The 12913-nt window shown below is 75.2% G+C and carries 11 protein-coding genes; 7 read left to right on the plus strand and 4 right to left on the minus strand.

From position 1 onward, the window contains the following. Positions 1 to 26 precede the first annotated feature (26 nt). The 5 genes from ccrA to UXQ13_RS06330 all read left to right on the plus strand — a co-directional run bounded on the left by ccrA (position 27) and on the right by UXQ13_RS06330 (position 6069). Positions 27 to 1358, plus strand: a complete 1332-nt coding sequence (gene ccrA / locus UXQ13_RS06310) for a crotonyl-CoA carboxylase/reductase (protein ID WP_225234839.1) — start codon at positions 27 to 29, stop codon at positions 1356 to 1358. 87 nt (positions 1359 to 1445) lie between these two features. Next, on the plus strand, positions 1446 to 2594 hold the full coding sequence (locus UXQ13_RS06315; RefSeq protein WP_225234838.1) for a coiled-coil domain-containing protein: 1149 nt from the start codon (positions 1446 to 1448) through the stop codon (positions 2592 to 2594). A 108-nt stretch (positions 2595 to 2702) separates the two neighbouring features. Continuing rightward, entirely contained in the window at positions 2703 to 4469 is a 1767-nt protein-coding gene (locus tag UXQ13_RS06320) for a hypothetical protein (protein WP_225234837.1), read from the plus strand. An 81-nt stretch (positions 4470 to 4550) separates the two neighbouring features. Further along, positions 4551 to 5399, plus strand: coding sequence for a DUF4397 domain-containing protein (locus UXQ13_RS06325; protein WP_225234836.1), 849 nt, complete (start codon positions 4551 to 4553; stop codon positions 5397 to 5399). A gap of 25 nt (positions 5400 to 5424) precedes the next feature. Then, entirely contained in the window at positions 5425 to 6069 is a 645-nt protein-coding gene (locus UXQ13_RS06330; protein ID WP_336391963.1) for a class F sortase, read from the plus strand. Between the two features lie 9 nt (positions 6070 to 6078). On the opposite strand, the gene UXQ13_RS06335 is transcribed toward UXQ13_RS06330, so the two are convergent. The 4 genes from UXQ13_RS06335 to UXQ13_RS06350 form a co-directional block, all read right to left on the minus strand. Next, a complete protein-coding gene (locus UXQ13_RS06335) occupies positions 6079 to 6378 on the minus strand; it encodes a hypothetical protein (protein WP_225234834.1) in 300 nt (99 codons plus the stop codon). 23 nt (positions 6379 to 6401) lie between these two features. Beyond that, positions 6402 to 8186: a 3-hydroxyacyl-CoA dehydrogenase family protein gene (locus UXQ13_RS06340; RefSeq protein WP_225234833.1), complete on the minus strand. Its 1785-nt coding sequence runs from the start codon at positions 8184 to 8186 to the stop codon at positions 6402 to 6404. A gap of 106 nt (positions 8187 to 8292) precedes the next feature. Further along, on the minus strand, positions 8293 to 8964 hold the full coding sequence (gene nucS, locus UXQ13_RS06345; protein ID WP_225234832.1) for an endonuclease NucS: 672 nt from the start codon (positions 8962 to 8964) through the stop codon (positions 8293 to 8295). A gap of 38 nt (positions 8965 to 9002) precedes the next feature. Then, positions 9003 to 10367 (minus strand): dicarboxylate/amino acid:cation symporter, encoded by a 1365-nt coding sequence (locus tag UXQ13_RS06350; RefSeq protein WP_225234831.1) that lies wholly within the window; start codon positions 10365 to 10367, stop codon positions 9003 to 9005. 197 nt (positions 10368 to 10564) lie between these two features. On the opposite strand from UXQ13_RS06350, the gene UXQ13_RS06355 reads away from it, so the two are divergent. Both UXQ13_RS06355 and UXQ13_RS06360 read left to right on the plus strand, forming a co-directional pair. Then, on the plus strand, positions 10565 to 11305 hold the full coding sequence (locus UXQ13_RS06355) for a hypothetical protein (RefSeq protein ID WP_225234830.1): 741 nt from the start codon (positions 10565 to 10567) through the stop codon (positions 11303 to 11305). A gap of 39 nt (positions 11306 to 11344) precedes the next feature. Beyond that, the gene (locus UXQ13_RS06360; RefSeq protein WP_336391964.1) at positions 11345 to 12910 is read left to right on the plus strand and encodes a DNA polymerase Y family protein; all 1566 of its coding nucleotides are present in this window, start codon (positions 11345 to 11347) and stop codon (positions 12908 to 12910) included. Positions 12911 to 12913: the final 3 nt, after the last annotated feature.

Consider the following 12913-nt stretch of genomic DNA (forward strand, 5'->3'; position numbering starts at 1 on the left):
AGCCAACGACGACCCGAGAGCACAGCGTGAACGAGATCAGGGACGCGATCCTCAACGACGACCTCGCCGACATCGGGGGGCTGGGCGTGCCCGGGTCCTACCGCGCGGTGCTGGTGCGCAAGGACGAGCAGGACATGTTCGAGGGGGTCGACTCCAAGGACAAGGACCCGCGCAAGTCCCTGCACGTCGAGGAGGTGGCCACCCCCGAGCTGGGCCCGGGCGAGGCGATCGTGGCGGTGATGGCGTCCTCGGTGAACTACAACACCGTCTGGACGTCGATCTTCGAGCCGGTGAGCACCTTCGGGTTCCTGGAGCGCTACGGCCGGCTGTCCGACCTCACCAAGCGGCACGACCTGCCCTACCACGTGGTGGGCTCGGACCTGGCCGGCGTCGTGCTGGCCGTGGGTCCCGGGGTCAACCGGTGGAAGGCCGGGGACGAGGTCGTCGCGCACTGCCTGTCCGTCGAGCTGGAGGACCCGGCCGGCCACGACGACACGATGATGGACCCGCAGCAGCGCATCTGGGGCTTCGAGACCAACTTCGGCGGCCTGGCCGAGCTGGCCCTGGTCAAGAGCAACCAGCTGCTGCCCAAGCCCGCCCACCTCACCTGGGAGGAAGCCGCTGCCCCCGGGCTGGTCAACGCCACCGCCTACCGGCAGCTGGTCAGCCACAACGGGGCGAACATGAAGCAGGGCGACACCGTCCTGATCTGGGGCGCCTCGGGCGGGCTGGGCTCCTACGCCACCCAGATGGCGCTCAACGGCGGCGCCATCCCGGTCTGCGTTGTCTCCAGCCCGGAGAAGGCCGAGATCGTGAAGAGGATGGGCGCCGAGCTGGTCATCGACCGCTCCGCCGAGGGCTACAGGTTCTGGAAGGACGAGCACGAGCAGGACCCCAAGGAGTGGCAGCGGTTGGGCAAGAAGATCCGCGAGCTGACCGGCGGCGACGACATCGACATCGTCTTCGAGCACCCCGGCCGGGAGACCTTCGGTGCCAGCGTCTACGTCGCCAAGAAGGGCGGCACGATCGTCACCTGCGCCTCCACCAGCGGCTACCTGCACCAGTTCGACAACCGGTACCTCTGGATGAACCTCAAGCGGATCATCGGTTCGCACTTCGCGAACTACAAGGAGGCCTACGAGGCCAACCGGCTCATCGACAAGGGCCTGATCCACCCGACCCTGTCGAAGGTCTACGGGATGGAGGACGTCGGGCAGGCCGCCCGCGACGTCCAGACCAACACCCACCAGGGCAAGGTCGGCGTGCTCACCCTCGCCCCCACCGAGGGCCTCGGCGTCCGGGACACCGCCAAGCGCGAGCAGCACCTGGACGCGATCAACCGCTTCCGCGGACTCTGAGCGACCGGGCCGGTCCGCGGCTGTGAGAACGCTGCGGACCGGCCCGTCACATCCCGGCCGACCCCGGCGTTCTGGAAGGATGGCCCCATGAGCGACCCCCACGCCGAACTGCTCCCGCTCCGCGAGGCCACGTACTCCTTCGAGGTGGTCCGCAAGGGGTACCACCGCGACCAGGTGGCCGAGGCCATCGAGCGGCTGGACGCAGATCTGCGGGTCACCATGGCCGACCGGGACGCCGCCGCGGCCCGGTCCTCGGAGCTCGCCGCCCAGCTGTCCGCGCTGCACCAGGAGATCGAGGGCCTGCGCCGCAAGGCCGCCTCGGCCGGGGCGCCGACGTTCGAGAACATGGGCGAGCGCATCTCGCACATGCTGCGGCTGGCCGAGGAGGAGGCCGCCGAGGTCCGCCGCAGGGCCGCCGAGGAGGCCGACGCGATCCGCGAGCGGATCACCGCGGAGGAGAACGCCTCGGTGCAGCGGCAGGCCCAGGCCGGCGCCGAGGCCGAGCGCGTGGTCGCCGAGGCCAGGCACGAGGCCGAGCAGATCTCCACCAAGGCCCAGGCCCGCGCCGACGAGCTGGTCACCAAGGCGCAGGAGCGGGTGGCCCAGCTCGACACCGACTCTCAGGCCCGGCGGACCAAGATCGAGGAAGACTTCGAGATCGCCCAGCGCGCCCGGCGCAGTGAGGCCGCGCGCCTGGAGGACGAGCGGGAGAAGGCCTCGGTCCAGGCCGCCCAGCAGCGGACGGCCGAGGCCGCGCAGAAGGCCGCCGCCACGGTCGCGGCCGCCGAGGAGGAGGCCGCGGCGATCCGCCGGCTCCGGGACGAGCTGGCCTCCCGGCTGCACCAGGTGCGCAGCCTGCTGGGCCGCCTGCCCGAGCTCGGCGACGCCACCCCGGGTTCCGGCGACGGTCCGGCCCCCGCGAAGACCCCGCCCACGACCGGGTCGACGGCCTCGGGGACGGCGCAGGCCGGCCCCACCGCCACGGCGAAGCCCGCGCAGGGGACCCCGCCCGCCCAGGCCGCGAAGCCTGCTGCCGCGGCACCGGCCCAGCGCACCCAGCCGCCCACGCAGGCCACCCCGGTCCCCGCCGGCACCGCGGCTCCCGCGCAGCCGTCGGTGCAGCGTCCCTCGCCCGCCCCGTCGGCGGGCGGCCCGGCGACCGCCGTCCAGCCCGCGGTCCGCTCCGTGCCCACCGGCAGCCAGCCCGCCCAGCGGGGGGACGCCGACCGCAGCTGAGCCCGCGCCCCACTACCCGGGGGTGGCCGGCGGTGACCCTGCGTGTCAAGGTCATCACCACGAGGACGGCGACCGCGTGTCGTCCCGCCGCCACCGGAGGGGGATGCCGTGGCCACCTCCGTCGAGGCCAGCAGCGTCGGGACCAGCTCGGCGGCAGCCGGCAGCGCCGAGACCGGCACCGCCCGGCACCGCTCGGGCCGGCGGCCGCGGGGACGCTGGTCCCTGCTGGCCCCGCTGGCCGCGGTCGTGGTCGCCGGGGTGGTGTCCGCCCGGGCGCTGCGCAGCTCGCCGCTGGCCGACGACGGAGCGCTCACCGCGCCGGCCTGGGACTGGCTGCACGGCGGTCCGGCGCCGGACCTGCTGACCCCGGACGGACTGGCCATCGCGCACACCGCGGCCTGGGCCTGGGTCACCCGCTCCTTCGAGCGTGACCTCGGGCTGGCCGCGGCCGGCCGAGAACTGCTCTGGGCCGCCGTCGTGGTCTCCTGCCTGCTGCTCTGGCGGCTGGCCCGGCGGGCCCGGCTCGGCGACGCCGGCGCCTGCGTCGCCGTCCTGGTGTTCGGCGCCGTCCCCGGGCTGGTCATGGTGCACGCCGTCAGCGCCCCGGCGGCCTGGGCGGTGCCCTGGATGCTCGTGGCCGCCTGGCTGGCCGTGGGGCGCCGGCGGCGCCCGGTCCGCGCCCTGGGCTGCCTGGCCCTCGTGCCGGCGGTGCTGCTGGCCCCCGACGTCCTGCTGCTGGTGCTCGCCGGCGCCGCCGGCGCGCTGGCCACGGGCCGGATCGGACGGCGCTGGTCGCCCCGGCTGCGCACGGTGCTCGCCGGGCTCCTGGCCCCGGTGTTCGTCGGGCTGGTCCTGCTGCTCCCCCGGTGGGACCCGCAGCCCGACGTCCTCGCCCCGTGGGCGGCCGGTGAGACCCGCTCGGTGCTGCTCACCGCCGGCCTGCTGACCGCCGGGGCCCTGGCCGCCTGGCTGCTCCCCCGCTGGCGCCCGCCGGCCGGCGCGCTGGCGGTCACCACGCTGGCCGCGATCGCGCCCCCGGGCCGGTTCTCCGCCCTGGTGGTCTGCCTGCCGGTCGGCGCCCTGCTGGTCGGCGCGCTCGCCCAGGAGCTGGTCCGGGCCCCGGCGCTGCGGCCGCTGCGACCGGTCCTGGCCGTGGCCACGACGGTCGCCCTCGTCGCCGGGCTCGTGCTCGCGGCGGTGACGCTGCGGACCGCCCCGGTGGACGACTTCGGGGCCCGGGACCGGCAGGCCCTCGTCGACTGGCTGGCCCAGCAGCTGCCGGCGGGCACCGCGGTCGCCGCGGACGGCCTGCTGGCCCAGGACCTCCGCAAGGACGGGATCCCGATGGGCGAGGGCGGGCTGCAGGTGGTGCGCGGCGCCCCGGGTCCGGTGCCCGACGACGTCGTCGTCGCCCGGTTCGGGGACGCCGAGACCGGCCTGGTGGTCCTCGACCCCGACCGCCGCACCCCCGACGCCGACCAGCGGGCCCTGCGGCGGCAGCTGTCCGGCGCCCTGCTGACCAACCCCACCACCGCCGACGCCGGCCAGGCCACCGGCGCCCTGCTCTCCGGCGACGTCGACCCCCGGCTGCTGACCCTGCTGGCCGGGATCGCCGCGCAGTACGGGGTGGGCATCTCCGCACTGCCGGCGGTGCCGGGCGAGCTGGGCACCTCCGTGCGGTACGCGGTGGTGGACTCGGTCGGCGGCACCCGCGTGGTCGACGACGCCGCCCTCCGCGAGCAGGTGCGCGGCTGGCTGGCCGCCCAGTTGCCGCCCTTCGCGCCGGACCTGGTCGAGGTCACCGACGACGGGATCCGGGTCGGCTACGACTACGCGTCCGACCCCGACGGCCTGCTGACCGGATCCGGTAGCTGAACCGGTCCGTCCGGTAGCACAGAGTGCGGGTCGGACCGGTACGTTCACCTGCGTAGTGCTGTCGTCACCCAGGAGGAACCCATGACCGTCCGACGCGGCCTCGCCGTCCTCCTGCTGGCCGGGCTCGCCTCCCTGCTCGGTGCCGCCCCCTCCGCGGGCGCCGCCGACACCGGGATGCTGCGGCTGGCCCACCTGAGCCCGGACACCCCGTCGGTCGACGTCTACGTCGACTCCGTGTCCTCCCCCGACACCGGCATCGTGCTCAGCGGGGTCGGCTACGGCACGGTCTCGGGCTACCAGTCCGTGCCCGCCGGCACCTACACGGTCTCCATGCGGTCGGCCGGTGCGCCGGTGACGTCGGCCCCCGTGCTGTCCACGACCGTGACCGTCGACGCGGGCGCCGCGTTCACCGTCGCCGGCGTGGGGCCCTTCGCCCAGCTGGGCCTGGAGGTCCTGGACGACGACCTCACCCCGCCCGCCCAGGGCCAGGCCCGGGCCCGGGTGGTCAACGCCTCCCAGACGCTGACCCCGGCCTCGGTCGGGCTGGTCGGTGGTGAGTCGCTGTCGGCCGACCTGGCCTTCCCCGAGCTCACCGACTACGTCTCGCTGCCCGGCGGCGCCACGACCCTGCAGGTGGCCGGCTCCTCGGGCACGCCGACCGACATCCCGGTCGACCTGGCCAGCGGCTCCTCCTACACGGTGCTGCTGCTCGACGGCGACGCCGGCGTCCAGGTGCAGACGGTCCTCGACGCGGCCAGCCCCGGCGTGGTGCCGACCGGTGGCGTCGAGGCCGGGGCCGGCGGCTCCGCCGGGTCCACCGTCCCGCTGGCCCTGGGCGGCGTCGCGCTCGTCGCGCTGGTGGGGTCGGGTCTCGCCGCAGGCCGCCGGCTCCCCCGGCGCGGTGCCGCGGCGCGGCACGCCGCGCACTGACCTCCCCGGCCCGCCCCCTCCCGTCGTGCCCGGTCGTCGACGCCGGCACCGCCGCCGCCGTCCCTGGCTGACCGCACTGCGGTGGGGGCTGGTCGTGGTCGCGGTGGCCGCGGGTGCGTTCGCCGTGCTCGACCCGTTCGCCGCCCGTGGTCCGACCCCCGCCGCGGCGGTGGCCGGGTTCCCGCCGGCGCCGGTCATCCGGGAGGCGCCGGGCAGCGTGACGGCGGCACCGGACCCGGTCGCGGTGTCCGTCCCGGCCGTGGGGCTGGAGAGCAGCCTGGTCGGCATCGGCGTGGACGCCACCGGGGCCCTCGTCCCGCCGGCCGACTTCGCCCAGGCGGGGTGGTTCGCCGACGGCGTGGCACCGGGAGAGGTCGGGCCGGCGGTGCTGGCCGGGCACGTGGACTCCCGGGCCGGGCCGGCGGTGTTCTTCCGGCTGGAGGAGATCCCGGTCGGCGCCCAGGTGCTCGTCACCCGCGCCGACGGCAGCACGCTGACCTTCCAGGTCACCCGGGTGGCCCAGTACCCCAAGACCGCCTTCGCCACGACCGAGGTCTACGGGCCCACCGTGGACGCCCAGCTGCGGCTGATCACCTGCGGCGGGGAGTTCGACCGCTGGCGGCGCAGCTACGTCGACAACATCGTCGTCTACGCCAGCCTGGTGGCCTGACGCGGTGCGTCAGCGACGGCGGTCGCGGGCCCGCCAGCAGGCGGTGTGCCAGTGCCGGCGCAGGTCGACCGAGGACTCGGTGTCCCACGGGTCGAGGTCGGAGTCCCGGGCGTAGACCGGCCAGGCGACGACGTGCGGGGTGCCCGGCCGGATCTCCTGGTCGCAGCCGGGGCACCGGTAGCTGCGGGTGCTCGCGGCCCCGGTGACCTGCCGGACCACCCAGTCGCCATCACCGGCGCTCTCCACCGGCTGCGGGCGGGACAGCGGTGGCCGCGCACCTGCGTGCGGCCGCCGCCGTCCCCTGCCCATGTCGGGCCCGAGGTTACCGAGGGCTACCGGGCGGCGCTGTGGTCCCGGAACCCCCGGCCGGTCTTGCGGCCCAGGTAGCCGGCGGTGACCAGGTGCTCCAGGAGCGGGGCCGGGGCGAAGCCGGGCTCGCGGAACTCGGTGTAGAGCTCCCGCTCGATGGCCAGCGAGACGTCCAGGCCGACGGTGTCCAGCAGCTCGAAGGGCCCCATCGGGTAGCCGCAGCCGACCTTCATCGCCGCGTCGATGTCGTCGGCGGTGGCGTAGTGCGCCTGCAGCATCCGCACCGCGTCGTTGAGGTAGGGGAACAGCAGGGCGTTGACGATGAAGCCGGCCCGGTCGGTGCAGGAGACGGCGTGCTTGCCCAGCTGGGCGCAGACCGCGTGCGCGGTGGCCGCGACCTCGTCCTCGGTGGCGATCGTGGACACCACCTCGACCAGCTTCATGACCGTGGCCGGGTTGAAGAAGTGCAGCCCGACGACGTCCCCGGGCCGGCCGCTGGCCTTGGCGCACTCGATGACCGGCAGCGACGACGTGGTCGTGGCCAGCACCGCACCGGGCTTGCAGATCCGGCCCAGCTCGGCGAACAGCTCCTGCTTGACCGCCAGCGACTCCACGACCGCCTCGACCACGAGGTCGACGTCGGCCAGGTCGGCGCGGTCGGTGGTGCCGGTCAGCCGGGCCAGCACCGCGGCCTTGCCGTCCTCGTCGAGCCGGCCGCGGGTGACCTGCTTGTCCAGGCTCTTGCCGATCGCGGCCAGCACGGCCTCGACCTTCTCGGGGGTGCGGGCGACGAACGTGGTGTCGTAGCCGCCCTTGGCGAACACCTCGATCATCCCGGTCGCCATCGTGCCCGAGCCGACCAGGCCGACCTTCTGCACCGGCCGGGCGCCCTCGGCCGCACCGCCGGGGGTGGGGGTCTGCGCATCGGGCACGACCTCGGCGGAGTCCCGCCCGGCGTAGCCGTAGAAGCCCCGGCCGGTCTTGCGGCCCAGCAGCCCGGCGGTCATCAGCTGCTTGATGATCGGGCTGGGGGCATGCAGCCGGTCGCGGGACTGCTTGTACATCGTGTCGAGGATCTCGTAGGCGGTGTCGATGCCGATCAGGTCCATGAGCGCCAGCGGACCCATCGGCAAGCCGCAGCCCAGCCGCATGGCGGCGTCGATGTCCTCGCGGCTGGCGTACTTGTTCTCGTACATCGAGACGGCGTGGTTGAGGTAGCCGAAGAGCAGGGCGTTGGCGATGAAGCCGGCCTTGTCCCCCACCGTCACGTCGGTCTTGCCCAGCCGCGCGGCCAGGGCCTCGACGTCGTCGATCACCCCGGGTTCGGTGACCACGGTGCTGATCACCTCGACCAGCTTCATGACCGGGGCCGGGTTGAAGAAGTGCATCCCGATGACCTTGCTGGGCCGCCCGGTGGCGACGCTGAGCTCGGTCACCGACAGGCTGGAGGTGTTGGTGGCCAGGATGGTGTCCGGCGGGCAGATCTGGTCGAGCTCGGCGAAGACGGCGGTCTTGAGCTCCAGCCGCTCCGGGATGGCCTCGACCACGAGCTCGGCCTGGGCGAGGTCCTGCAGCGACGTCGACCAGCGGACCCGGGACAGGATCTCCTCGCGGTCGGCCGCCTCGAGCTTGCCGCGCTCGACGGCCTTGGCGGTGGACTGCTCCAGGTGCCCCCGGCCGCGCTCCAACGCCTCGGCGGAGACCTCGACGGCGGTCACGTCCAGCCCGGCCCGGGCCAGCACCTCGGTGATGCCGGCGCCCATGGTGCCCAGTCCGACGACCCCGACCTGGCTGAGTTCTCTGGCCACGCTGCCACTCCCTCGTCCCGGCGCGACCTCGTCGTCGCACCCTGGTCAGGCGAGTCTGCCAGAGCTGGTTACCGGCCGGTAACCAGCGCAGGGCGTGAAGCAGGTCTCAGAACAGCCGCTGGGTGGGGTCGTCGGTGCCCTTGAGGACGGCGTAGTCGACGGTCACGCAGTCGATGCCGCGGTCGCGGGCCAGCACCCGGGCCTGCGGCTTGATCTCCTGGGCGGCGAACACGCCCCGGACCGGGGCCAGCAGCGGGTCCCGGTTGAGCAGCTCCAGGTAGCGGGTCAGCTGCTCGACGCCGTCGATCTCGCCGCGGCGCTTGATCTCCACGGCCACCGTCGTCCCCGCGGCGTCCCGGCAGAGCAGGTCCACCGGGCCGATCGCCGTCGGGTACTCCCGCCGGACCAGCGCCCAGCCGGCACCGAAGGTCTCCACGTGCAGGGCGAGCAGGCGCTGCAGCTCGGCCTCCACGCCGTCCTTCTGCAGGCCGGGGTCGACCCCGAGCTCGTGCCGGACGTCGTGGAAGACCTGGTCGATGGTGATGACCAGCTGCTCGCCGGCCTTGTTGACCACCGTCCAGGTGCCCGCGCCGTCCACCAGCTCGTCCTTGAGCGTGCAGGGCGGGGTCATCCAGTTCAGCGGCTTGTAGGCCCGGTCGTCGGCGTGCACGGACACCGACCCGTCGGCCTTGACCAGCAATAGCCGGGTGGCCGTGGGCAGGTGGGCGGTCAGCCGCCCCACGTAGTCGACGGAGCACGTCGCGATCACCAAGCGCACGGACGCCGACGCTACCGCGCCGGCGTCCGTGCCCCGGGTCAGACCGTGGCGGGCTGCTTCTGCACGTCGGTCTCGCCCAGCGAGCGGACCGGGTCGACCGTGGTGGTGGCGTCGAACGTGGCGCGGTCCAGGATGCCCTCCCGCTCGGCCACGATCACCGGGACGAGCGCCTGGCCGGCGACGTCGGTCGCCGTCCGGCCCATGTCCAGGATCGGGTCGACGGCCAGCAGCAGGCCGACCCCGGCCAGCGGCAGGCCCAGCGTGGACAGCGTGAGGGTCAGCATGACCACCGCACCGGTCACGCCGGCGGTGGCGGCCGAGCCGACCACGGAGACCAGGGCGATGAGCAGGTAGTCGGTGATGCCGAGGTCCACGCCGAAGAACTGGGCCACGAAGATCGCCGCCAGCGCCGGGTAGATCGCCGCGCAGCCGTCCATCTTGGTGGTGGCGCCCAGCGGGACGGCGAAGGAGGCGTAGGACCGTGGGACGCCCAGGTTGGCCTCGGTCACCCGCTCGGTCACCGGCAGCGTGCCGATCGAGGAGCGCGACACGAAGCCCAGCTGGATGGCCGGCCACGCGCCGGCGTAGAACCGCCGGGCCGACAGCCCGTGCAGCTTGAGCAGTACCGGGTAGACCACCAGCAGCACGATCGCCAGGCCGCCGTACACCGCGCCGACGAAGACGCCGAGGCTGCCCAGGGACTCCCAGCCGTAGCTGGCCACGGCGTTGCCGATCAGGCCCAGGGTGCCCAGCGGGGACAGCAGGATGACCCACCACAGCACCTTCTGCACGATCGCCAGCGCGGAGCGGGTGACCGACAGGAACGGCTCGGCGGCCTCGCCGACCTTGAGCGCGGCGATGCCCACGGCGACCGAGACGACGATCAGCTGCAGCACGTTGAACGAGATCGACCCGTCGGGAGAGCCCTCCAGGCCCAGGATGTTGCCGGGCACCAGGCCGGTGAGGAAGTCCCACCACCCGCCGGTCGTCGCGGGGGCCTGCGCCGCCGACTCCGACACCGAGCTGTTGCGGCCGGGCTGGGTGAGCAGGCCCAGGCCGATGCCGATGGACACCGCGATCAGCGCGGTGACGGCGAACCAGAGCAGCGTCTGGCCGGCCAGGCGGGCGGCGTTCCCGACCTGCTTGAGGTTGGCGATGCTGACGATGATCGCGGTGACGATCAGCGGGATGACGATGACCCGCAGCAGCCCGACGAACGTCGAGCCGATGGTGTCCAGCGTCGAGGTCAGCCAGTTCTGGTCGGTGCCGGGGACGAGCTCGCCGTCGACGAACGAGCCGGGGACGGTGCCGATGGCCCGGGCGACGAGGCCGAGGCCCACGCCGACGACGAGGGCGATGAGGACCTGGGCCGCGAAGGGGGTGCGGCGGAGGCGGGAGAGCACGGGGAGGACCTCTCGGGGCGGGGACGGACGGCGGGGACGGGCCGCCGTCAAGCCTTGGAGGTCACCCGACCGAAGTCGACGACCCTCCGCCGGGTCAGCATCGGTGTGCGCACCCCGTTCTCAACCGACCTGCGGCGCGGGTGTTCCCGCCGCATGCCGGCTTGACATCGATCGAACACGTGTTCGACCATTCCCCGGTGACCGACGACCCGACCGCCCCGGCTGCGCTGCTGCGCGCGCCCCGCGCCGACCGGTTGGCCGCCGCCCGGGCGGCGGCCGGCCAGGCCGACCGCCGGTTCGGGATCACCACCCCCGGACGCCCGTTGGAGACCCTCCCCGCCCTGGCCGCGCTGCTGCCCGGCGGGGCGCTGTCCACCGGTGCGGCCTACTCGGTGCTCGGGTCGGTCGCGCTGGCCACCGCCCTGCTGGCCGGGCCGTCCGCGGCCGGTGAGTGGTGCGGCGTGGTCGGGGTGCCCGGGTTCGGCGCCGAGGCGGCTGCGGCGATGGGCGTCGACCTGGACCGCACGGTGCTGGTGCCCGACCCCGGTCCCGAGCTGGTGGCGGTGGTGAGCTCGTTGGTGGGGGCGCTGGCCGTCGTCCTGGTCGGGCCCCCCGGCCCGGTGGGCGACGCCGAGGCGGGGCGGCTGGCCGTCCGGCTGCGGCAGCGGGGCACGGCGCTGGTGGTGTGCGGGCGGTGGCCGCGCAGCGAGGCGGAGCTGAGCCTCACCGACGGCGACTGGCACGGCCTGGGCGCCGGGCACGGCCACCTGTCCGGCCGGTTGGCGACCGTGACGGTGCACGCCCGCCGCACGGCCCGGCCGCGGCAGGCCCGGCTGTGGCTGCCCGACCGGGAGGGCCGGGTGCTCGCCGTCCGCGAGGCGGCCCGCGACCTGCCGGTGCGCCCGGCGGCGACGCTGACCCGGTCGGCGGCGGGGTGAGCAGGACACCCGTGAGCAGGACGTCGTGAGCAAGACATCGTGAGCAGGACGTTGGTGCTGTGGTGCCCGGACTGGCCGGTCACCGCGGCCCGCCAGGCCGCCGGGTCCCCGCCGGACCGACCGGCCGCGGTGCTGGAGGCGGGGCGGCTGCTCGCGGTCTCGGCCGCGGCCCGGTCCGTCGGGCTGCGCCGGGGCCTGCGGATCCGGGAGGCGCAGTCGCGCTGCCCCGAGCTCGTGGTCTTCCCGCACGACCCCCGGCTGGAGGCCCGGGCCTTCGAGCCCGTGCTCGAGGCCGTGGAGTCGGTCGCGCCCGGGGTGCAGGTCGTGCGGCCGGGCACCTGCGCGGTCCGGGCCGGCGGGCTCAGCCGCTACCTGGGCGGGGAGTCCGACGCGGCGGCCGCGGTGCTGGTCAGCGTGGCCGACGCCGGGGTGCCCGGCGCCCGGGCGGGGGTGGCCGACGGTCCGTTCGTCGCCGAGCAGGCCGCCCGGACGACGAACGGGACCGCACCGCGCACCCGGGTGGTGGACCCCGGGGCGGCGGCGTCGTTCCTGGCCGGGCTGTCGGTCGAGGTGCTGGGTCCGCTGCTGGGCGACCCGGCGGCCGTGGACCTGCTGCGCCGGCTCGGGCTGCGCACCGTGGGCGCCTTCGCCGAGCTCGACGGCAGCGTCGTGGCTGCCCGGTTCGGCGCCGACGGGGTGCGGGCGCACCGGCTGGCCCGGGGCGTCGACGAGCAGCGGCTGCAGCGCCGCGAGGCACCCCCGGAGCTGACCCGGGTCGTCGAGTTCGACCCGCCGCTGGACCGGGTGGACCAGGTGGCGTTCACCCTGCGGTCCACCGCCGACGCCTTCGTCGCCGCGCTCGCCGCGCAGGTGCTGGTCTGCACCGGGCTGCGGGTGGAGACCCGCGACGACCGCGGCGGGCTGATCACCCGCACTTGGCTGCACCCCCGGTTCTTCACCGCGGCCGACGTCGTGGACCGGGTGCGCTGGCAGATCGGCGGCGGCGGTCTGGCCGGCCCGGTCGCCCGGGTGGACCTCGTGCCCGAGGACGTCGTCCCGCACGGCGAGCAGGCCGACGGCCTGTGGGGCGGGGCGCCCGACGAGCAGCTGCACCGGGCGCTGACCCGGATGCAGGGCCGGCTGGGCCACGCCGCCGTCGGCACGGCCGTCGTCGGCGGCGGCCGGGGCCCGGTCGACCGGCTGACCTTCGTGCCCTGGGGCGACCGACCGCTCCCCCGCCGCGCCGGTGACCGGCCGTGGCCCGGGCAGCTCCCGCCGCCGTTGCCGACCACGGTGCTGCCCCGGCCCGTGGGCGCGCTGGTGGTCGGCCCGGACGGCGCCCCCGTCGCCGTCGACGAGCGCGGCGTGCTGTCGGCCGCCCCGACCCGGCTGCGGATCTCCGGTGACCGACCGCGGGAGGGCTGGCCGGCGGACTGGCAGCCGATCCAGGCGTGGGCCGGCCCCTGGGCGGTCGACGAGCGGTGGTGGGAGGACGACGCCGCCGGCCGGATGGCCCGGTTCCAGGTGGTCGGCGTGGACGGCAGTGCCTGGTTGCTGCTCGTCGACGACGACGCCCGCTGGTGGGTGGAGGCCCGCTATGACTGACCC

The sequence above is a fragment of the Klenkia terrae genome (assembly GCF_037083865.1).
In the GTDB taxonomy this organism is placed as follows: domain Bacteria; phylum Actinomycetota; class Actinomycetes; order Mycobacteriales; family Geodermatophilaceae; genus Klenkia; species Klenkia terrae.